20 protein-coding genes are annotated in these 19,476 nt (G+C 60.9%); 12 read left to right on the top strand and 8 right to left on the bottom strand.

The features are described from left to right. Window positions 1-50 precede the first annotated feature (50 nt). The gene (locus tag AC13RC_RS16155) at window positions 51-1,085 is read left to right on the top strand and encodes an aldo/keto reductase (protein ID WP_488557762.1); all 1,035 of its coding nucleotides are present in this window, start codon (window positions 51-53) and stop codon (window positions 1,083-1,085) included. A 58-nt stretch (window positions 1,086-1,143) separates the two neighbouring features. Here the strand turns inward: AC13RC_RS16155 and AC13RC_RS16150 are convergent, their stop codons facing one another. Then, entirely contained in the window at window positions 1,144-2,175 is a 1,032-nt protein-coding gene (locus AC13RC_RS16150; protein WP_488557761.1) for an aldo/keto reductase, read from the bottom strand. 261 nt (window positions 2,176-2,436) lie between these two features. Between AC13RC_RS16150 and recX the strand changes: the two genes are divergently transcribed. Next, window positions 2,437-2,973: a recombination regulator RecX gene (gene recX, locus AC13RC_RS16145; protein WP_488557760.1), complete on the top strand. Its 537-nt coding sequence runs from the start codon at window positions 2,437-2,439 to the stop codon at window positions 2,971-2,973. A 130-nt stretch (window positions 2,974-3,103) separates the two neighbouring features. Continuing rightward, entirely contained in the window at window positions 3,104-3,652 is a 549-nt protein-coding gene (locus AC13RC_RS16140; protein ID WP_488557779.1) for a DUF922 domain-containing Zn-dependent protease, read from the top strand. 51 nt (window positions 3,653-3,703) lie between these two features. Here AC13RC_RS16140 and AC13RC_RS16135 read toward each other — a convergent pair whose 3' ends face one another. Genes AC13RC_RS16135 through AC13RC_RS16115 form a run of 5 tightly spaced genes read right to left on the bottom strand, consistent with a single transcriptional unit; the run spans window position 3,704 to window position 8,979 of the window. Then, complete coding sequence (locus tag AC13RC_RS16135) at window positions 3,704-4,429, bottom strand: ribonuclease activity regulator RraA (RefSeq protein WP_488557759.1); 726 nt, start codon at window positions 4,427-4,429, stop codon at window positions 3,704-3,706. An 18-nt stretch (window positions 4,430-4,447) separates the two neighbouring features. After that, entirely contained in the window at window positions 4,448-6,184 is a 1,737-nt protein-coding gene (araD, locus tag AC13RC_RS16130; protein WP_488557758.1) for an L-arabinonate dehydratase, read from the bottom strand. 55 nt (window positions 6,185-6,239) lie between these two features. Further along, complete coding sequence (locus tag AC13RC_RS16125) at window positions 6,240-7,103, bottom strand: ABC transporter permease (protein WP_488557757.1); 864 nt, start codon at window positions 7,101-7,103, stop codon at window positions 6,240-6,242. Between the two features lie 3 nt (window positions 7,104-7,106). Beyond that, window positions 7,107-7,922, bottom strand: a complete 816-nt coding sequence (locus AC13RC_RS16120) for an ABC transporter ATP-binding protein (RefSeq protein WP_112722328.1) — start codon at window positions 7,920-7,922, stop codon at window positions 7,107-7,109. 52 nt (window positions 7,923-7,974) lie between these two features. After that, the gene (locus AC13RC_RS16115) at window positions 7,975-8,979 is read right to left on the bottom strand and encodes an ABC transporter substrate-binding protein (RefSeq protein ID WP_113333204.1); all 1,005 of its coding nucleotides are present in this window, start codon (window positions 8,977-8,979) and stop codon (window positions 7,975-7,977) included. Between the two features lie 130 nt (window positions 8,980-9,109). Between AC13RC_RS16115 and AC13RC_RS16110 the strand changes: the two genes are divergently transcribed. The 5 genes from AC13RC_RS16110 to nadC all read left to right on the top strand — a co-directional run bounded on the left by AC13RC_RS16110 (window position 9,110) and on the right by nadC (window position 14,252). After that, window positions 9,110-9,802: a GntR family transcriptional regulator gene (locus tag AC13RC_RS16110; protein WP_069614580.1), complete on the top strand. Its 693-nt coding sequence runs from the start codon at window positions 9,110-9,112 to the stop codon at window positions 9,800-9,802. Window positions 9,803-9,911: 109 nt separating this feature from the next. Further along, window positions 9,912-10,814 (top strand): NUDIX hydrolase, encoded by a 903-nt coding sequence (locus AC13RC_RS16105; RefSeq protein WP_488557756.1) that lies wholly within the window; start codon window positions 9,912-9,914, stop codon window positions 10,812-10,814. A gap of 69 nt (window positions 10,815-10,883) precedes the next feature. After that, window positions 10,884-11,855: a quinolinate synthase NadA gene (nadA, locus tag AC13RC_RS16100; RefSeq protein WP_488557755.1), complete on the top strand. Its 972-nt coding sequence runs from the start codon at window positions 10,884-10,886 to the stop codon at window positions 11,853-11,855. Further along, entirely contained in the window at window positions 11,852-13,393 is a 1,542-nt protein-coding gene (locus tag AC13RC_RS16095; protein WP_488557754.1) for an L-aspartate oxidase, read from the top strand. The genes nadA and AC13RC_RS16095 overlap by 4 nt, the downstream gene beginning before the upstream one ends. 1 nt (window position 13,394) lies before the next feature. Next, window positions 13,395-14,252: a carboxylating nicotinate-nucleotide diphosphorylase gene (nadC, locus tag AC13RC_RS16090; RefSeq protein ID WP_488557753.1), complete on the top strand. Its 858-nt coding sequence runs from the start codon at window positions 13,395-13,397 to the stop codon at window positions 14,250-14,252. Window positions 14,253-14,267: 15 nt separating this feature from the next. On the opposite strand, the gene AC13RC_RS16085 is transcribed toward nadC, so the two are convergent. Together AC13RC_RS16085 and AC13RC_RS16080 are read right to left on the bottom strand one after the other, a co-directional pair. Further along, window positions 14,268-15,044 (bottom strand): SDR family oxidoreductase, encoded by a 777-nt coding sequence (locus tag AC13RC_RS16085; RefSeq protein WP_488557752.1) that lies wholly within the window; start codon window positions 15,042-15,044, stop codon window positions 14,268-14,270. 101 nt (window positions 15,045-15,145) lie between these two features. Further along, window positions 15,146-16,006 carry a MurR/RpiR family transcriptional regulator gene (locus AC13RC_RS16080; protein WP_112410867.1) on the bottom strand — a complete coding sequence of 287 codons (861 nt, stop codon included), beginning with the start codon at window positions 16,004-16,006 and terminating at the stop codon, window positions 15,146-15,148. A 227-nt stretch (window positions 16,007-16,233) separates the two neighbouring features. Between AC13RC_RS16080 and murA the strand changes: the two genes are divergently transcribed. The 4 genes from murA (at window position 16,234) to AC13RC_RS16060 (ending at window position 19,179) form a co-directional block, all read left to right on the top strand. Further along, on the top strand, window positions 16,234-17,490 hold the full coding sequence (gene murA, locus AC13RC_RS16075; protein WP_145318309.1) for a UDP-N-acetylglucosamine 1-carboxyvinyltransferase: 1,257 nt from the start codon (window positions 16,234-16,236) through the stop codon (window positions 17,488-17,490). Then, window positions 17,487-18,383 (top strand): N-acetylglucosamine kinase, encoded by an 897-nt coding sequence (locus AC13RC_RS16070; protein WP_183809091.1) that lies wholly within the window; start codon window positions 17,487-17,489, stop codon window positions 18,381-18,383. The genes murA and AC13RC_RS16070 overlap by 4 nt, the downstream gene beginning before the upstream one ends. A gap of 98 nt (window positions 18,384-18,481) precedes the next feature. Continuing rightward, the gene (locus tag AC13RC_RS16065; protein ID WP_095436838.1) at window positions 18,482-18,733 is read left to right on the top strand and encodes a type II toxin-antitoxin system Phd/YefM family antitoxin; all 252 of its coding nucleotides are present in this window, start codon (window positions 18,482-18,484) and stop codon (window positions 18,731-18,733) included. After that, window positions 18,730-19,179, top strand: a complete 450-nt coding sequence (locus tag AC13RC_RS16060; protein WP_069614568.1) for a type II toxin-antitoxin system VapC family toxin — start codon at window positions 18,730-18,732, stop codon at window positions 19,177-19,179. The genes AC13RC_RS16065 and AC13RC_RS16060 overlap by 4 nt, the downstream gene beginning before the upstream one ends. Window positions 19,180-19,476 lie beyond the last annotated feature (297 nt).

Raw genomic sequence — 19,476 nt, 5'->3', positions numbered from 1 at the left:
CACCTTCATCCGAGCGTCTATCTATCTGAAGAACCAATAGGAGACAGACCATGGAATACAGAAATCTCGGTGCTTCCGGCTTGCGCGTTCCGGTTCTCAGTTTCGGCGCCGGCACCTTTGCCGGCAGCGGGCCTCTCTTCAGCGCCTGGGGTTCGACGGATGCGGCGGAAGCGCGGCGTATGGTCGACATCTGCCTGGAGGCCGGCGTCAATCTCTTCGATACGGCCGATGTCTATTCGGCAGGCGCATCGGAGGAGGTGCTTGGCGAGGCGATCCGGGGTAAGCGAGATGCCTTGCTGATCTCGACGAAGACAGCTTTGCCGATGGGCGAGGGACCGGCCGATTGGGGAAATTCGCGTTCGCGATTGATCAGGTCGGTCGACGCCGCCCTGCGCCGGCTCGGGACAGATTACATCGACCTTTTGCAATTGCACGCCTTCGATGCCTCGACGCCGATCGAGGAAACGCTTTCCACCCTTGATGGCCTCGTGAAGGCAGGAAAGATCCGCTACATCGGCGCTTCCAACTTCGCCGGCTGGGAACTGATGAAATCGCTCGCGATCTCCGACAAGTACGGCTATGCCCGCCATGTCGCCCATCAGGTCTATTATTCGCTCGCCGGCCGCGATTACGAATGGGAGCTGATGCCGCTGGGGCATGATCAGAACGTCGGCGCCTTGGTCTGGAGTCCGTTGGCATGGGGCAGGCTTACCGGCAAGATCCGTCGCGGCCAGCCATTGCCGGAAAAGAGCCGCTTGCATGAGACAGCGTCATTCGGCCCGCCCGTCGATGATGAGAAGCTGTTCGATATCGTTGATGTGCTGGATGAGATCGCCGGCGAGACCGGAAAGAGCGTACCGCAGATCGCGATCAACTGGCTGCTGAGCCGGCCAACGGTCGCAAGCGTTATCATCGGCGCGCGCAACGAAGAGCAGTTGCGGCAGAATCTCGGTGCGGTCGGCTGGACGCTTTCGAAAGAGCAGATCGAGAGGCTGGATAAGGTCAGTGAGATGACGGCGCCCTATCCCTATTTTCCCTATCGGCGTCAGGAAGGCTTCGCCAGACTGAACCCGCCGCTCGTTTGACGTGGCAGGCGACCCGAGCGGCGGCGAAGCAGGCAAATGCTTCGCCGCCGGATGTCACTTAACGGCCACCCTCGATCTTGCGATGACGCTGGTTTCGGCCGCTTTCGCCGTAGGGATAGGCGGCAGGTTGCGGCGCGCTGACCTCGTTCAGCCGATCCATCTCCGCCTCCGACAGCGTCAGCTTGGCGGCGCCGAGATTGTCGGCAAGCTGTTCACGCGTGCGGGCGCCGAGAATGACTGACGTCACCGCCGGGCGTGCTGCCGTCCAGGCAAGCGCTACCTGTGCCATGGTCACGTCTCGTGCCTTGGCGATCTCCTCGACAGCGGCAATGATTGCCCAGGTGCGCTCCTGTGCGTTGCGTGGGGCAAAGGATTCGCTGCCGCGGTTGGGGTTCTCGCCAAGCCGCGTGGCGCCGGTCGGCATTTCGTCGCGCCTGTATTTGCCGGTCAGCCAGCCGCCGCCGAGCGGCGACCAGGGAAGCAGGCCCATGCCGGCATCGAGGCAGGCGTCGACGATCTCGAGTTCGATATCGCGAACGAGCAGGTTATATTGCGGCTGCAGCGTCACCGGCCGCGTATAGCCGCGCGCCTTGGCAATCTCGACCGCCTTGGCGATATGCCAGCCGACATAGTTGGAGAAGCCGTAATAGCCGATCTTGCCGGCACGCACGGCATCATCGAGAAAGCGCAATGTCTCCTCGATCGGGGTCAGGGCATCCCAGGCATGCATCTGATAGAGATCGATATGCTCGATGCCCAGTCGGCGTAGGGAGTCATCGAGCGCTTGGTTCAGATGACGGCGCGACAGGCCGAGATCGTTCGGTCCGTTGCCCATCGGAAAGCGGCCCTTGGTGGCGATCACGGCCTGGCGCGCCTCCGTTGGACGAGCCTTCAGCCAGCGTCCGATGATCTCTTCCGACTTGCCGGCGCTATAGACATCGGCGGTGTCGATGAAATTGCCGCCCCATGCGAAATAATCGTCGAGAAGTTTATGTGATGCGGCCTCGTCTGCTTCCGCGCCGAAAGTCATGGTGCCAAGGCAATAAGCCGTGACAACGGCCCCGCTTGGGCCGAGCTTGCGATAATCCATTTCTGCCTCCTCTGAACGGAGCGCTGGTGCCCGATCGGCAAAGCGGTCGGGAGAGCCGCAGGCTCCGTGATCCATAGCAAATGTAATGCTTGAGACGGCCTCCACCGTCGATGGGGGTTCGACGCTCGGCGTTTCAATGCCGTGGCCGCAGAGACACCATAGTCAATCATCCCATGATTACCAAGCGCATTCGTTGCCTGAGTGGCCTTGCTTGCGTAAAATTCTCCGTGATGATTCTTCTCTCGCCGAATGCTTCCCTTCATGAATGAAATGCCGACAAGCCGCATGCTTTCCTGGGCACGCAACTCCACCATCTATCGTCTCGAACGCCGGATGATGACGGAAAAGCAGCTGTTCGATGCGATCGCCAAAAAGGCTAAGCAGAAGTTCGAGGATATCAGCGACACGCAGATCAAGGCGCTTGCCGACTTTGCGGTCAAATTTGCCTACGAACTGAAGGTGCTCGATGACATTGCCTTCGCCGAGATCAGCACGCGCTCGGCCGTTCGTTCCGGCAAATCGAAGAAAGCCATCGCCTTCAAGCTTGCTTCCAAGGGCATCAGTGGTGAAACGGTTGTCGCGGCCGTGGAGGAGGTCGACGATCTCCATTCCGCCGTCATCTTTGCCAGGAAGCGTGGTTTCGGCCCGTTCCGGCGCGGCGATCTCGATGAGAAGCGCAAGGCAAAGGAACTATCGGCCTTCGCCCGAAACGGTTTCAGCTTCGCGATCGGCAAACGGGTCTTCGATATGGAGCGAGAGGATGCCGAGGAACTGTTGCTGTCGGCCTCGGCATTCTGAAGATGGATGCTCATTGAAATAACTGAGGTCACCCGCTAGCTTTGCCGCGCTTGAGTAGGGCATGCAGGGGACGTTCGTGAAGGCAGACATTCGATTACTGGTAGCGGTGACGTGCATTGCCTCTTTGCCGATGGCCGCCCATGCCGAGTGGCAGGCGGTGGAGACGACCAAGACATATGCGATTACCGGAACATCGGGGCGCGAACTCTACGATTCCATCGGCGAGCGCGGTCCATTGCTCGGGCCGAAGGTGAGGGCGATTGCCCATACCGATTTCAAGCTGACCTGGACGCGGAAATATGAGCTGCAGCCGGACGGCGCCTGCAAGATCACGGTCAACATACCGAAGCTAATCATTACCTACACTTTGCCGAAACCCTCGGCGAAACTGCCTGCTTCAACCCGCAAAAGCTGGCAGAAATTCATCGCCGGAGTCGAAGCGCACGAGCGCGTGCATGGTGGTTACATCAAGGACATGGTCAAGGAAATCGAGACCATGAGCGTTGGCTTTTCCGTGCCCGACGATCCGAAATGCAGCAAGATCCGCGTGGAACTGACAAAGCGGCTTGGCGAAATTTCCAACAGGGAACGGCAGCGCAACAGCGATTTCGATAGGGTCGAATTCAGCGATGGCGGCAATCTCCAGCAGCTCGTTCTGAAGCTGGTCAAGGAAGAGTAATTAAGAGAACCGCAGCCGGACGTATCCGCCGGCTGCGTGACCTATGCGGCCTTATCGACCCTTCTGCCTCCGCCATTCCGCGAACTTCTGTTTCGGAGCGTCGCTGGTTGCCGGGTAGAGTCCGATGATGGTCGCCCCGTTCATCACTTCTTCCGTGACGAAATCCTCATAGGCCGTCATTTCGACGGTTTCATCGGCGATTTCGTCAGCAAGGTGCGCCGGAATGACGATGACGCCCTCATTGTCGCCGACGAGAACGTCGCCGGGGAAAACCGCGACGTCGCCGCAGCCGATCGGGCCATTGATTTCGATCGCCTGATGCAGCGTCAGGTTCGTCGGCGCGGACGGGCGGTGATGATAGGAGGGGATATCGAGGGCAGCGATTTCCGGGCTGTCGCGAAAGCCGCCATCGGTGACGACGCCGGCCACGCCACGCACCTGCAGCCGCGAGACCAGGATGGAACCGGCCGAAGCGGCACGCGCATCCTTTCGGCTATCCATGACCAGCACAAAACCGGACGGGCATTGCTCGACTGCAGCCCGTTGCGGATGCTCGGGGTTGCGGAAGACTTCGAGCGTGTTCAGGTCCTCTCGCGCCGGAATATAGCGCAGCGTGAAGGCCTGACCGACCATGTTCGCCTTCTTCGGCGAAAGCGGCCGGACATCCTGAATGAACTGGTTGCGCAGGCCGCGCCGGAAAAGCGCGGTGGCGATCGTGGGTGTTGCGACGCCCATCAGCTTGTCGCGTGTCTCGTTGCTCAGCACATAACTGCTCATGCGATATATCCTTCGTGATCAATAGATATCGGGTTCGCCCGGTGTCGGGCCGAAACTTGTTTCCAGGAAATCGAAATCGCAGCCGGTATCGGCCTGCGCGACATGGCGCGAGAACATCCAGCCATAGCCGCGGCCGAATTTTTCCGCCGGCTTGACCCAGGCGTCGCGACGGCGCTGCAGCTCGCCCTCATCGACAAGCATGTCGATGCGGCGTGCTTCGAGATCAAGACGAACGATATCGCCGTTGCGCAACAGCGCCAGCGGGCCGCCGACATGCGATTCCGGCGAGACGTGCAGAATGCAGGCGCCGTAGCTCGTGCCGCTCATGCGGGCATCCGAGAGGCGGAGCATATCCCTGTGCCCTTTCTTCAGAAGCGCCTTCGGGATCGGCAGCATGCCCCATTCGGGCATGCCGGGACCGCCTTGCGGGCCGGCACCGCGCAGCACCATGACGTGATCGGGCGTAATGTCGAGATTTTCATCGTCGACCGCCGCCTTCATCTCCGGATAGCTGTCGAAGACGAGCGCTGGCCCTTGATGCTTGTGAAAGCGCGGATCGCAGGCGGCCGGCTTGATGACGGCCCCCGTCGGCGCGAGGTTGCCCTTCAGCACCGCAAGCGACCCCTCATGATAGACCGGATTGTCGAGAGAGCGGATCACGTCGTCATTGTAGCATTTCGCCCCCTCCAACGTTTCGCCGAGGGTGACACCGGAGACTGTTAGCGCCGAAAGGTCGAGCTTCGGGGAGAGCTTCGCCATCAGCGCGCGCAGACCGCCGGCATAATAGAAATCCTCCATGAGATAGGTCTTGCCGGTGGGCCTGATATTGGCAAGCACCGGCGTCGTGCGCCCGGCTTTGTCGAGATCGTCGAGCGAGAGATTGACGCCGGCGCGGCGTGCCATCGCGATCAGATGGACAACGGCATTGGTGGAACAGCCTGTCGCCATCGCGACAGCAACGGCATTGTTGACGGCGGCCTGCGTGACGATCTTTGAGGGGACCAGATCTTCCCAAACCATCTCGACGATACGTCGACCGACAGTTGATGACATGCGGATATGATTGGCGTCCGGCGCGGGGATCGAGCTGGCGCCGGGCAGGGTCAAGCCAAGTGCTTCGGCGATTGCCGTCATCGTGCTTGCCGTGCCCATGGTCATGCAGTGACCGTAGGAGCGGGCAATACCGGCCTCGACATCGACCCATTCTTTCTCCGAGATGGTGCCGGCGCGGCGCTCGTCCCAGAATTTCCAGGCGTCGGATCCGGACCCTAGATATTCGCCGCGATAATTGCCGCGCAGCATCGGGCCGGCCGGGAGGTAGATCATCGGCAATCCCATGGAGAGCGCGCCCATCACGAGGCCGGGTGTGGTCTTGTCGCAGCCGCCCATCAAGACGGCACCATCGACCGGATGCGACCGCAACAGCTCCTCCGCCTCCATCGCCAGCATGTTGCGATAGAGCATGGTCGTCGGCTTCACATAGCTTTCCGAAAGCGACAGGGCGGGCAGTTCCAGCGGAAAGCCGCCGGCCTGCAGGATGCCGCGCTTCACATCCTCGACGCGATGCTTGAAATGCGCATGACACGGATTGGCGTCGGACCAGGTGTTCAGGATGGCGATGACGGGCTTATCGGTCCATTCTTCGGGCGCGTAGCCCATTTGCATGGTGCGCGAGCGATGCCCCGAGCTTCTGAGATCATCAGGTGCAAACCATCTGGCGCTGCGCAAGTCTTGGGGCTTCTTCCTGCTATTCATTGTTTTTACGCCTTGTATTCGAATGTTGGTCGAAGGGATAAATCCGTGCGCCGCATCATTCCTTCATGCCCCATTTTAGCAGGGTGCGCCGCTCGATGGTCTGGAAGACCAGGTTTTCGACAATAAGCCCGATGACGATCACAGTCAGCAGGCCGGCAAAGACCGAGGGGATGTCGAGAAGATTGCGGTTTTCGAAGATGAACCAGCCGAGGCCGCCCTGGCCGGAGGAGACGCCGAAGACGAGCTCGGCGGCGATCAGCGTGCGCCAGGAAAAGGCCCAGCCGATTTTCAGGCCGGTCAGGATCGACGGAAAGGCGGCGGGGATCAGGATGCGGAAGACATAGGATAGCCCCGTCAGCCCGTAATTGGCACCGACCATGCGCAGAGTGCGCGAGACCCCGAGAAAACCGGCATGCGTGTTGAGCGCGACAGCCCATAGGACGGAGTGGATAAGCACGAAGACGAGGCTTGCTGGACCGAGGCCGAACCAGATGAGCGCGAGCGGCAAGAGCGAGATGGCCGGCAGCGGATTGAACATCGCCGTCATGGTTTCGAGGAAATCGGTGCCGATGCGGGTGTTGATCGCAACGACCGTCAGGACGGCGGCGAGCACCGTTCCCGAGACGTAGCCTGTCACCAGTATCTTCAGCGTGGTCCAGATGCGGGCCGGCAGCACACCGTCGGCAAGCCGGTCGTAAAGCGCCGTCAGCGTGTCGCTCAGCGTCGGAAACAGCAGCGGATTGTCGAGATGCCGGGCATAGGCCTCCCATATGACGGCGAGGACAACGATCAGCAATGACTTGCGGAAAAGGCCCGACTGCCAGAGGAGCTCGATCATGCCGAGCTTTTGTTCGACGGCTGCGATATGGCCGGCCGTTTCCGGTGACTGCGGCGCAAGGATAATCTGCGGTGCGCTCATGGATTACTCCCTGTGCCCCTGTTCGGCAAACAGCATGTGATGGATCTCCTGCTCCAGTTTGGCGGCGGCTGTGGGGTCGTCGCGGACGGCCTCCACATCGCGCACCTCGGCCTTGACCCGACCGGGATGCGGCGACAGCAGCAGGATGCGGTTGGAGATCTTGATAGCCTCGGCGATCGAATGGGTGACGAAGATGACGGTAAAGCGTGTATCTTCCCAAAGCTGCAGGAGCTCGTCCTGCATCTGCCGGCGGGTGAGGGCATCGAGCGCTGCGAAAGGCTCGTCCATCAGCAGGATATCGGGCTGCATCGCCATGCCGCGGGCAATCGCGACACGCTGTTTCATGCCGCCGGACAGCATGTGCGGATAGGTGTCGACCGCGCGTGTGAGCTTGACCTTCTCGATATAGTCGCGGGCGATCGCCTCAGCTTCGCTACGCGGCAGGCGGCGGGCCGTCGTCAGTGGGAACATGACGTTTTCCAGCACTGTCTTCCAGGGGAGCAACTGGTCGAATTCCTGAAAGACCATCATGCGGTCGGCACCCGGTTTCTTGACCGGTTGCCCCTTGATTTCGATCCGGCCCGCCGTCGGTGTCATATAGCCGCCGATCGCCTTCAGCAGCGTCGATTTTCCACAGCCCGAGGGGCCGAGGAGGACGAAGCGATCGGACTTGGCGACGGAGAAGCTGACATTTTCCGTCGCGGTGATCAGCAGGTTCGGCGTCTTGTAGCGAAGCGTCACCCTGTCGACATTCAGAAGTGGTGTCGCGGTCATTGTTTCCGTCATCGGCATGTCAGTACGCGTTTTTGCCTGAAGCATAGACCCTCTCCGTGAGCTGGCTTGAAGGCGGCATTCGCGCCGCCCGTAGGCATCAGTTGCCATTGAGATCGGCGGCTTCCGGCAGGTAATAGTCGGTCCAGGCCTTGGGCATGGTCTTCAGCGTACCGATCTTGTGGAGGTGCGCCGCGAACTTCATCGTTCCCTGCGGATCCATGCGGAACTCCATCATGTGCGGCTCGTTCAGGATCGCCAACAGGTCCTCGACGCTGGTCTTGTCGCCGCTGACGGTTTTGTAGGCTTCCACCGCCGATTTCGGATCCTTCTTGATGAAGTCGATCGCTTCAGCCGTCGCCTCGCGCACCGCCTTGATGATCGTCGGGTTGGCGCTTGCAAACTGCGTCGTGGTGAAGAAGGTGCCCTGGGTCAGCTCGCCGCCGATGATGTCGCGGGAATCGATGACCTTGTGAACGCCCGGCTGCTTCAGCTCCAGATATTGGAAGGGCGGGGCGGAGAAGTGATTCTTGACCTCATGGGTCTGGTTGGCGAGCGCTGCCATCGCGTCGGGGTGACCGAGCTGCACCGTATTGGCGTCGAACTTGTGCACCTGGTCGTCGCCATACATTTGCGCGGCGGCCATCTGCAGCAGAATTGCCTGCGTGGAGACGCCGACCGTCGGCACCGCGATCTTGTCGCTGGCCTGAATATCCTTCAACGACTGGATGCGCGGGTCGCGCGAAACCATGATGACCGGCTGGGCCGAATTGGTAACGATGCCCTTGACCTTGCCTCTGGTGCGGTCCCAAAGCAGCAGCAGATTGCCGGTGCCGGTGTTGACGATGTCGACATTGCCGGACAGCAGCGCGTCGGTCTGCGCGCCGCCACCGCTGAAGGTCCGCCATTCCACCTTGACGCCCTGTAGGCCGTCTGCGGCCGCGTGCTTCTCGATCAGCTTCTGCGTCTCCATCACATGGCTGGCGAGATAGAGAATGCCGGGCTGGCGCGTGATCGAAATATCCGTCTTTTCGGCTGCTCCGGCTGAAAAGCTGCCCGCAATCACCATGCCGACCGCAGTCAGACAGCGAAGAAATCCTCTCATTTGCTCCTCCCGATTGATCCAACCTTTGAGAAAGGAGGTTGGCGTCGGTTCACTAAAGCACTAATGTATCAGTGCATCAAGCCCTGAATTGTGTTTAATGAGTAGACGCTCTTGCCCAGAAAGGCCGCCAGTGAAGCTCAATCCGAAAGAATTTGCCCTCGATCGCTCCCGCCAGGTCGCGCCTCAGATTCTCGAGATCCTGCGATCGCGCATTCTTTCGATGAGCCTGCCGCCAACGACGGTCTTGTCGCGCATCTCGCTGCAAAGCGAATTCAATGTTAGCCAGACTCCTGTGCGCGATGCCCTAATCCGGCTTGAGGAGGAGGGGCTTGTGGAGGTCTATCCGCAATATGCGACTGTCGTTGCGAGGATCGATATCCGCAACGCAACCGAGGCGCATTTCCTGCGATTGTCGATCGAACTGGAGGCTGTCCGCAGGCTGGCTGCGGATTCGCCTGCGGAAACCGCAGCAATCCTCGAAGGCATCCTGGCTCGCCAGAAGCATGTGGCGTCACAGGAAACCTATGATCTCTTCGACATGCTCGACAAGGATTTCCATCGCGTTCTCTACGAGCGGGCCGGCATTCTCGGCCTCTGGTCCACGGTCCGGCGCCAAAGCGTGCATCTCGACCGGCTGCGCATGCTCAACCTGCCCATGCCGGGCAAGCTCGAGCAGATCATTGTCGATCATCAAGCCGTGGTCGATGCTATCAGCTCGGCCGATGCGGAGGCCGCCGTTGCCGCTTTGCGCCGGCATTTGTCAGGCACCTTGTCGATCGTCGATCTTATTTGCGAGCAATATCCTGATTATGTGAGCCGTTAGCCTATCGGCTTTTCGGACCGATGTGAGGTGTGGAGCGCGCCGACCCGCGGATTGGCTTATGCCTCGCTTCATGCGACAAAGTCGCAGGGAAACAATTCATGGAGTTTGCTTGACCATCGGGCTTGCGCATGCCGAGTTGATCGCGGTTTTGACGGCCGTTACGGGCGGCGATCCAAGGGTGATGACGGTGCGGTCGGGCGATGCCTTGCCATCCGGTCCGTTTGAACTCGGACATCGCACGCTGCAAAGCGGGTTGCGCGAATGGGTTCAGGAGCAGACGGCCCATCCCGTCGGCTATCTGGAGCAGCTTTATACCTTTGCCGATCGCGACCGAAACAACGAAATTCTCGGCGGTCGCACGATTTCGATCAGCTATCTGGGGCTGGTGCGCGAGCAGGCAGCCCCTGGCGGCGGCATGCCGGGTTGGCACGGCTGGTACGAATATCTTCCCTGGGAGGATCATCGAGATGGCCGGCCGCCGATTCTCGACAATATCGCCGCTCGGCTCACATCCTGGGTCGAGGAGGACGCGATGCGCAGCAGCCAGCGCCGTCGGCGGGCCGACTTCGACTTCGGGCTGAATGGTGCGGCGTGGAACGAGGATCTTGTCCTGCAGCGTTATGAACTGCTCTATGAGGCGCGTCTCGTCGCCGAGGCGGGCTGCGATCTCAAGCACAATTTCGGTCGGTCGATGTTTGCCGATCATCGCCGCATCCTTGCGACGGGCATGGCGCGGCTCAGGGCCAAGATCAAATATCGGCCTGTGGTGTTCGAACTCATGCCCGAGAATTTTACGCTGCTGCAATTGCAGAAGACGGTCGAGGCGCTGGCCGGGCTGACGCTGCACAAGCAGAATTTCCGCCGGCTGATTGAGCAGCAGGAACTGGTCGAGGAAACAGGCGGTACTGAAAGCGAGACCGGCGGCCGTCCGGCCAAGCTCTTCCGCTTCCGTCGCGCCGTGCTCGAAGAACGCGAATTCGCCGGAACGAAATTACCGCTCTCCCGCAATTGACATATGCTCACGCTGAGAATATCTATTTGCCAATGATATACTCAAAATGAGTATAATAAGGAGCCGGCCATGAATCTTCCCGTATCCGCATCTTCCCTTTACGATCGCGTCAGCCGCGTCATTCCCAAAGCTGAATGGCTCACTTTTCAGGATGACGTCGAGGCGATCCTCGAATTGAAGCGGCGGCACAATGCCGTCATTCTCGCTCACAACTATCAGACGCCGGAAATCTTCCATGGCGTCGCCGATATCGTCGGCGACAGCCTCGCGCTTGCGCGGAAGGCCGTGGAGGTGGATGCCGATATCATCGTCCTGGCCGGTGTGCATTTCATGGCCGAGACGGCCAAGCTGCTGAACCCGGAAAAGACGGTTCTGATCCCGGATATGGAAGCGGGCTGCTCGCTGGCGGAATCGATCACGCCGGAAGATATCGCGCTGCTGCGTCAGGCTCATCCGGGCGTTCCCGTCGTCACCTATGTCAATACGTCGGCAGCCGTAAAAGCGGCGTCAGATATCTGCTGCACTTCGGGCAATGCCCGGCAGGTGGTGGAATCGCTCGGCGTGCCGAAGGTGCTGATGCTGCCGGACGAATATCTGGCGCGCAACGTCGCACGCGAAACCAATGTCGAGCTCATCGCCTGGCATGGGCATTGCGAAGTCCACGAGCTCTTCACCGCGGACGATATACGCCAGCTCCGTGAGAATTATCCCGGCGTGACCGTACTGGCCCATCCGGAATGCCCGCCTGATGTCGTCGAAGCCGCCGATTTCGCCGGTTCTACCGCCGTCATGTCCGACTATGTCGGCAAGAAGCGTCCGTCCCGTGTGGTGCTACTCACCGAATGTTCGATGAGCGACAATGTCGCCGTACATCATCCGGATGTCGAATTCATCCGGCCCTGCAATCTTTGCCCGCACATGAAGCGCATCACGCTTGGCAATATTCGCAAGGCCCTGGAAGAGGGACGGCATGAGGTGACGGTCGACCCGGCAATTGCTGCAGACGCCCGTCGGGCGGTTGAAAGGATGCTGGCGATATGAGCGAGATTCGTGAAGACTTGAGCGGCCGCATCGTTATCGTCGGCAGCGGCCTCGCCGGATTGATGACGGCGCTGACGCTGGCTCCCGAGCCAACCGTGATTATTACCCGCGCCTTGATCGGCGCCGAGACCTCAAGTGCCTGGGCGCAAGGTGGCATCGCCGCCAGCATAGGCGAAGACGACAGCGCGGCCCTGCATCTTGCCGATACGCTCGCCGCTGGCGACGGGCTCTGCGACGCGAAAGTGGCGGCAAGGATCGTTGCAGAAGCCCCTGCGGCCATCGCAGCGCTGGAGCGCTTCGGCGTCGAGTTCGACCGCAACGATGCCGGCGAGTTGTCCCTCGGTCTCGAAGCTGCCCATTCGCTTCGGCGTATCGTGCATTCCAAGGGCGATGGGTCTGGTGCCGCCATCGTTCGCGCGCTTGCCGAGGCGGTCGCCCGCACGCCGTCGATCACAGTGCTTGAGGGCTATCAGGCGCAGAGGCTGCTGCTGGATGAGGATCGCGTCGCCGGCCTTTTGTGCCTGACCAGCAAGGGCAACGTCGTCTTGCCGTCCTCCCGTATCGTCCTTGCCACGGGCGGCATCGGCGGCCTCTTCGATGCCACCACCAATCCGGTCGGCAATTTCGGGCAGGGGATTGCACTTGCGGCACGGGCCGGGGCACGGCTTGCCGATATGGAGTTCGTGCAATTCCATCCAACGGCGCTCGATAGCCGCAGGCGTCCGCTGGCGCTTGTCAGCGAAGCGGTTCGCGGCGAAGGCGCGCTCCTCGTCAATGAGAGCGGCGAGCGCTTCATGGCCGGTGTCGAAGGTGCCGAGCTTGCGCCGCGCGATGTGGTCGCACGCGCGATCAGCGCGGAAATCGCCCGCGGCGGTCGGGTCTTCCTCGATGCGCGAGGCGCGCTCGGCAATCGTTTTGCCACACGCTTTCCAGTCATCGAGGCCCTTTGCCACGAGGCAGGCGTCGATCCTGCGAGCGATCTCATCCCGGTGCGTCCGGCGGTCCACTATCATATGGGTGGCGTTGCGACCGACGAGAACGGCCGCAGTTCGGCTCCCGGCCTATGGGTGGTGGGCGAGGCGGCTTCCACCGGCCTGCACGGCGCCAACCGCCTTGCCAGCAACTCCCTGCTGGAGGCTGCGGTCATGGGTATGCGGGCGGCGCACGATATCGCCGGCACGGATGCAAGCCCCGCAAGATTGCAGAAGCAACTTCCCGAGACATTTGCGCCAGACCTGACGTTCGTCCGGCCGATCGCGTCGCGCCATCTCGGTGTGCTGCGCAACGCAGGTGCCATCCATGGTGCGATTGCCGCACTCCTGCCGCTTTGCGAGAGCGAAGGGCCAGCGACAGACCCCGCGCTGGTGGCCCTGCTGATCGCCGTCTTTGCGAGCCTCAGGACGGAGTCGCGCGGTGCCCATGCGCGCACCGATTTTCCGCTGAAACTGCAATATGCGCAGCGCCGCATGATGAACCTTTCCGACGCCTTGGATATTGCCAGGTCCGTCACCCCCTATTCGCTCGCAAGGAGTGCCTGACATGACTCTTGCTCCCCTCCCGCGCCTGATCGTCGAGCCACTGGTGCGCAATGCATTGGTCGAAGATCTCGGCCTCGCCGGCGACATCACATCTACGGCAGTCATCCCGGCGGAACATCGGTCCCGCGTTGCTATGGTCACCCGCCAGCCGGGCGTTATCGCAGGTCTCGACGCCGCTGAACTTGCCTTCCAGCTGGTCGATCCCACCATTGTCATGACCCGTCACGTGCCAGACGGTACCAAGGTGGAAGCGGGCGAGGTCATCGCGACGATCGAAGGGCCATCCCGCGGCCTGCTGACGGCGGAACGCACCGCGCTCAACTTCCTCGGTCATCTCTCTGGTATCGCCTCCGTGACGGCCGACGTCGCCGAGGCGATCGCAAGCACGAAGGCCTCGATCGTCTGCACGCGCAAGACGACGCCGGGCCTCAGAGCTCTGGAAAAATACGCCGTGCGCGCCGGCGGCGGCATGAACCATCGCTTCGCGCTCTATGACGCGGTATTGATCAAGGACAATCACGTCGCCATTGCCGGCGGCATTACTGAAGCCATTCGCCGCGCCAAGGCGGGCGTAGGTCATATGGTCAAGATCGAGGTCGAGGTGGATACGCTGGAGCAGCTTCGCGAAGCGATGCAGGAGGGCGTCGACGCCGTGTTGCTCGACAACATGACGCCGGATCAACTGCGCGAGGCAGTCAATATCGTCGGCGGCCGCGCCATTACCGAAGCATCCGGCCGCATCACGCCGGCGACGGCTGCTGTAATCGCCGCCTCCGGCGTCGATCTCATCTCCATCGGCTGGCTGACTCACAGTGCGCCGACGCTCGATATCGGGCTGGATTGGAAGGCAGCGGCCTAGCGCCGCCGTGCCGGCTTAAACGATCACCGGCACCTGCGCGCCATCCATGCTGATCACGACGCCGGTGACATAGCCTGCCTTGGCCGAGCTGAGGAAGGCGACGACATTGGCGATATCCGTTGGGCTTGCCATGCGGCCGATCGGAATACGCTTCAGCGCATCGACTAGCGCCTCCTTCTCGGTCGAGCCGGAAGCCTTCGCGGCTGCTTTGAGACCCTCGGCGACTCGATCCGTTTCGGTGAGGCCGGGGTTGAGGCCGACGACGCGCACACCTTTGCCGGCATAGGCATTAGCAAGCCCGACGCTTGCGAGCATTAGCGCGGCATTGGCCGATCCTCCCGCCAAATGGACGGGCGAGGCGATCTTGCCGCCGTTGCCGATGATATTGATGACGGCACCCGTGCCGCGCGCGCCCATGCGTTTGATGACGGGATCGATCATGTTGATGTAGGAAAAGTATTTCGCATCCATCGCGGCACGCCAGATGGCGGGCGTCAACTCATCCGCCGGCGTGCGCGCTGCGGCACCGGCGCTGTTGACGAGGATGTCGATCGGGCCGATTTCCGTCTCGACCTTGTTCACCACGGCAAGCGCCTGTTCATCGGAGATCAGATCGGCGGCATAGCCGCGCGCACCAGGAAGACGGGAAAGCGCGGCATCGATATTCGACTGTGAGCGCGAGCAGATCGCAACCCGTGCACCTTCCTGCAGGAAGAGTTCAGCACAGGCGAAGCCGATGCCCTTGGAGCCGCCCGTGATCAGAACGACTTTATCCTTGAGGCCGAGGTCCATGGAATGTCTCCGGTATGATTTGCTTGGATCGCCAAGCTACGTCCCGAAATCACCACCGTACAGGGTCGCGGTCGTCACAGCTTGGTTACCGGAGCGCGATCTTATGAAAGACGCTTGGCCTTCAGCACGGAAACGGCCGTCTCGCTGTTATGGACATAATCGTTGGCATCAGGCTGACGCTGCACCAGGAGAATGAACAGCAGGTCGGTCAGCATCAGCTGTGCATCGCGGGCGGTAATCGCCGACGAGCGCACGCGATCCTCGTCGCCGACGGTATGGAGGCAGATATCGGCGACGCGGGCAAGCGGATTATCCTGCAGCCCGGTGACGGCAATGACGGTTGCCTGGCGCTGGCTTGCCAGCTCCGCAATCCGCAGTGTCTCGATGCTGGCGCCGGAATAGGACAGCGCAAAGAGCAGGTCGTCAGGCCCAAGCGTCGATGCATTGGCCATCTGCACATGGCTGTCGCTGTCATGCAGCACGTTACGGCCGAGCTTCATCAGCTTATAGGAAAAGTCGCGCGCGACTAGCGACGAGGCGCCGACCCCGGCCAGATGGATGCGCCGGGCATCATGAAGCGCCTCGAGCGCCTTTTCGATATCGGCTTCGTTGTTGACGGAAATGGTCTGCTGCATGGCCTGCATCTTGCTGCCGAGCAGCTTCTGCAGGATCGTGAGATAGCCGTCACCCACTTCGATCGTGCCGTGGATCATGCCGGCCGGCGCCTGCCATTCCTGCGCCTTGGCTTCACTGACAGCAAGTTTCAATTCCTGATAGCCGGCATAGCCGAGCTTCTGGCTGAATTTCACGACGCTCGACTGGCTGCGGCCCGTTTCAACAGCAAGTGCTGCGGAAGAAAGGCGCAGCATCTGGTCGGGATTGTCGATGATGAACTGTCCGATCTGACGATCGGCGGGGGCCATGGTTTCGAGCTGCGCGCTGATTTTCTTTAAGATCGACATTTGTCCCTTCGAGCCCTCAAGGCCGCTTCACCCACCCACACGAGCGCACCAAAAATAGCATCCGGTTCAAGCTCGGCAATCTCGCTTCGTGCGATCGGACGTTATCACAGCAGGTTGGAATAAAAAATTCCAAATCTGGTTGACAGCATGGAATGACCGATTAGTCTTTGGGGGAAACGCGTGAAGGACTCGTGGCGTCCTTACCTTTTCCTCGACGGATTTTCATCATGGACAGACTTCGCATCTCCGGCGGCAGACGGTTGCAGGGCGCGGTGACCATCGCGGGTGCCAAGAACGCCGCCTTGCCGCAGATCGCCGCAGCGCTTTTGAGCCCGCATCCGCTGGAGCTCACGAACCTGCCCGCCGTCAGCGACGTCGAGAATATGCTCGGCGTTATTGCGCTGCACGGCGCCAAAATCACTCGCGGGCCGCACGGCACAACGATCGATGCGAGCGAAATCGTCTCGAAAGAGACGTCCTACGATACGGTCAGGCGCATGCGGGCGACCGTTCTTGTGCTGGCGCCGCTGCTAGCCCGCTTCGGCCATGCGCGTGTTTCCCTTCCGGGCGGCTGCGCCATCGGAGCCCGGCCCGTCGATATGCATATCAAGGCGCTGGCGACTTTGGGCGCCGATATCGCGATCGAAAGCGGCCTGATCGTCGCCTCGGCGCCGAATGGGCTGAAGGGGGCGCGGATCGTGCTGAGTTCGCCATCCGTCGGCGCAACGGAGACGGCCATGATGGCCGCCTGCGCGGCCAAGGGCGAAACCGAGATCCTGAATGCTGCCCGCGAGCCGGAAGTGGCTGATCTCGCAACCTGTCTTTGCGCCATGGGCGCGCGGATCGAAGGGGCGGGGACGCATCGCATCCTCATCGATGGTGACACCGGCTGGCGCCCCGCCAGGCATCACAGCATCCCTGATCGTATAGAAGCCGGCACCTATGCCGTTGCGGCGGCGATTACCGGTGGTCAACTCGAGCTTATCCATGCACGGCTGGAAAATCTGGCTTCGGTCGTCCAGGCTTTGGAAGCCATGGGTGTCAGCGTCTGGCCCAGCGACCGAGGCCTTGTCGTCTCCAGGGATGGCCCACTCAAGGGAGCCGATATCACCACCGAACCCTATCCGGGTTTTCCAACTGATCTGCAGGCGCAGTTCATGGCTCTGGCCTGCTGCGCCGAAGGCGCGTCGTTGATCCGCGAAACGGTATTCGAAAACCGTTTCATGCATGTGCCGGAGCTGACGCGGCTCGGCGCCAACATCACCCTGCAGGGCACGACGGCACTGGTGCGCGGCGGGGCGCCGCTCAAGGGCGCGCAGGTGATGGCGACGGACCTCAGGGCATCCGTGTCGCTGGTTCTCGCCGCCCTCGTGTCCAAGGGCGAAACCATCGTCAACCGCGTCTATCATCTTGATCGTGGCTATGAGCAGCTTGATCGCAAATTGCGTCTCTGCGGTGCCGATATCGAACGGCTGACATCATGACCGCCCCATCGGAAAACGCTCCCTATTTCCTCGGCATCGATGGCGGTGGCACCGGCTGCCGGGCTCGCATCGAGGATGTCGAGGGCACGGTTTTAGGGCAGGGATTGTCCGGGCCGGCAACGACCCGGTTAGGGATTGACGAAGCGTGGGCATCGATTTCGCGCGCCTTCGATGCCGCTATCGAGGAGGCGGGGCTGAGTGCCTCCGATCTTGGGCGCATCCATGTCGGCGTCGGGTTGGCCGGGATCGGCCGCAAAGGCGCCCTTGCCGCGCTGAAGGCGATAGAACACCCCTTCGCCAGTATCGATTTCATCAGCGACGGGGAGGGCGCCTGCCTCGGCGCCCATTCCGGTCGCGATGGTGCCATCGTCATTGCTGGTACGGGCTCCATCGGTCTCGGCCTCGTCGAAGGGCAGCAATTGCGGGTCGGCGGCTATGGTTTTCCGATTTCGGATGAGGGTAGTGGCGCTTATCTCGGACTGAAAACGGTTCAGCTTGCGCTGCGCGCCCATGACGGTCGCGAACAGAAGACCGCATTGCTGGCCGAAATCATGCAGCGCTTCCAGAACGATCCGATGGAGGCGGTCGCCTGGATGGATCGGGCTTCGGCCACGGACTACGCGGCTCTTGCGCCCATGGTCCTGCGACATGCCGATCAGGGCGATGCCGCCGCACGGCGAATCGTGCAAAGCGCGGCCGGCCATATCGATACGCTGGTTCGCACCCTGTTCGAAAAAGGTGCGCCGCGCGTCTGCCTGCTCGGCGGTCTCGCAAGTCCACTTGAACCGTGGCTCTCGCCCGATGTGCGCCGCCGCTTGAAACCCATCGATGGTGACGCCGTATCCGGTGCGATCATTCTGGCAAGACGAGCTGTTTGCGGTCGTACTGAATGATTGCGGGCATACAATAAACGTCTGTCTCTTTCCCCTTGATTCCGTCGACGGCAGGTCCTATTTTGACTATATATGGTCATTTTCGATTGAGGGCCGTGATGTCAACAATTAGCGTAGCAGAAGCAAAGGCAGGCTTTGCCAATCTGGTCGATGAAGCTGCCAATGGTGATTTTGTCACCATTACGCGCCACGGGAAGCCCGCTGCCGTACTTGTGTCGGTCGAAGCGGCAGAGGCCGCAAAGAAGGCTTTGGAGAAGCCAAAGCCGAATTTCGGGGATTTCCTGCTCACCTTTCCCGGTGGTGTCGATCTGGATCGAAACTCGTCAAAAATGAGGGACGTTGATCTGTGACAGGGTACCTGCTCGATACGAATATTATCAGCAGGTTTGCTCCGGATAAGGTGCCGCCCTCCGATGCCATCCGGATCTGGTTCCACAGTCAGGGCGAAGCCGATGCGCTCTTTCTGTCGGCCATGTCTGTCTCGGAGATCGAAAAGGGAATACGCTCTCTTCATCGCCGTGGCGGGACTGAGCGAGCCAAGCGTCTCTCTGACTGGCTCGATTTCATCACGGACAGTTTCAGTGATCGTATCCTACCCATGGATACGGTGGTTGCGCGGATCGCCGGCGCCCTGGAAGACGATGCCCTGAGCAAGGGTCACAATCCCGGCCTCGGCGACATTATCATTGCAGCGACGGCGCGGGCTTATGACCTGACCGTCATCACCGAGAACTTGCGGCACTTCCAGCCGCTCGACGTATCGGCTGATCTTCCGATGGTTTTCAGATCGGAATGATCGCTATCTCCATAATGAATAGCAACCAGCGCGATGACGGCGACGTCTACGGTTAAGCCGACCTATCTGGAGCCGCAGCGCTAGCTGACGCAGTCGGCAAATTACACATGCCGCTGTGTGCTGCCTCGCATAATCGCGGTGGTGAGTTTGCGTGGCAGAAGTGGAATATTTTATTCCTTTGTAGATTGACGAAAGGAATAATCGGACATAGTGTTAACCAAGGTAAACAGGGAGTGGGCAGGAAGCGAAGCCGAAAAAGGCCGTCCGAGCCCAGGCTGATTTTGATCGGCCGTCTGG

It is taken from the genome of Martinezella sp. CNPSo 3890, assembly GCF_057784455.1.
The sequence above is the reverse complement of the archived record's forward strand: the minus strand, read 5'-3'. Positions and strand labels throughout refer to the sequence as shown.

What these genes read in the sequence shown, in the direction of transcription:
- AC13RC_RS16140 (WP_488557779.1), top strand. Translation starts at nt 3,104, where the DNA reads ATGGCCGCCCATGCCGAGTGGCAGGCGGTGGAGACGACCAAGACATAT.
- AC13RC_RS16155 (WP_488557762.1), top strand. Translation starts at nt 51, where the DNA reads ATGGAATACAGAAATCTCGGTGCTTCCGGCTTGCGCGTTCCGGTTCTC.
- AC13RC_RS16080 (WP_112410867.1), bottom strand. Translation starts at nt 16,006, where the DNA reads ATGTCGATCTTAAAGAAAATCAGCGCGCAGCTCGAAACCATGGCCCCC.
- AC13RC_RS16065 (WP_095436838.1), top strand. Translation starts at nt 18,482, where the DNA reads ATGTCAACAATTAGCGTAGCAGAAGCAAAGGCAGGCTTTGCCAATCTG.
- nadA (WP_488557755.1), top strand. Translation starts at nt 10,884, where the DNA reads ATGAATCTTCCCGTATCCGCATCTTCCCTTTACGATCGCGTCAGCCGC.
- araD (WP_488557758.1), bottom strand. Translation starts at nt 6,184, where the DNA reads ATGAATAGCAGGAAGAAGCCCCAAGACTTGCGCAGCGCCAGATGGTTT.
- AC13RC_RS16085 (WP_488557752.1), bottom strand. Translation starts at nt 15,044, where the DNA reads ATGGACCTCGGCCTCAAGGATAAAGTCGTTCTGATCACGGGCGGCTCC.
- AC13RC_RS16070 (WP_183809091.1), top strand. Translation starts at nt 17,487, where the DNA reads ATGACCGCCCCATCGGAAAACGCTCCCTATTTCCTCGGCATCGATGGC.
- murA (WP_145318309.1), top strand. Translation starts at nt 16,234, where the DNA reads ATGGACAGACTTCGCATCTCCGGCGGCAGACGGTTGCAGGGCGCGGTG.
- AC13RC_RS16120 (WP_112722328.1), bottom strand. Translation starts at nt 7,922, where the DNA reads ATGCTTCAGGCAAAAACGCGTACTGACATGCCGATGACGGAAACAATG.
- AC13RC_RS16135 (WP_488557759.1), bottom strand. Translation starts at nt 4,429, where the DNA reads ATGAGCAGTTATGTGCTGAGCAACGAGACACGCGACAAGCTGATGGGC.
- AC13RC_RS16115 (WP_113333204.1), bottom strand. Translation starts at nt 8,979, where the DNA reads ATGAGAGGATTTCTTCGCTGTCTGACTGCGGTCGGCATGGTGATTGCG.
- AC13RC_RS16125 (WP_488557757.1), bottom strand. Translation starts at nt 7,103, where the DNA reads ATGAGCGCACCGCAGATTATCCTTGCGCCGCAGTCACCGGAAACGGCC.
- recX (WP_488557760.1), top strand. Translation starts at nt 2,437, where the DNA reads ATGAATGAAATGCCGACAAGCCGCATGCTTTCCTGGGCACGCAACTCC.
- AC13RC_RS16150 (WP_488557761.1), bottom strand. Translation starts at nt 2,175, where the DNA reads ATGGATTATCGCAAGCTCGGCCCAAGCGGGGCCGTTGTCACGGCTTAT.
- AC13RC_RS16095 (WP_488557754.1), top strand. Translation starts at nt 11,852, where the DNA reads ATGAGCGAGATTCGTGAAGACTTGAGCGGCCGCATCGTTATCGTCGGC.
- nadC (WP_488557753.1), top strand. Translation starts at nt 13,395, where the DNA reads ATGACTCTTGCTCCCCTCCCGCGCCTGATCGTCGAGCCACTGGTGCGC.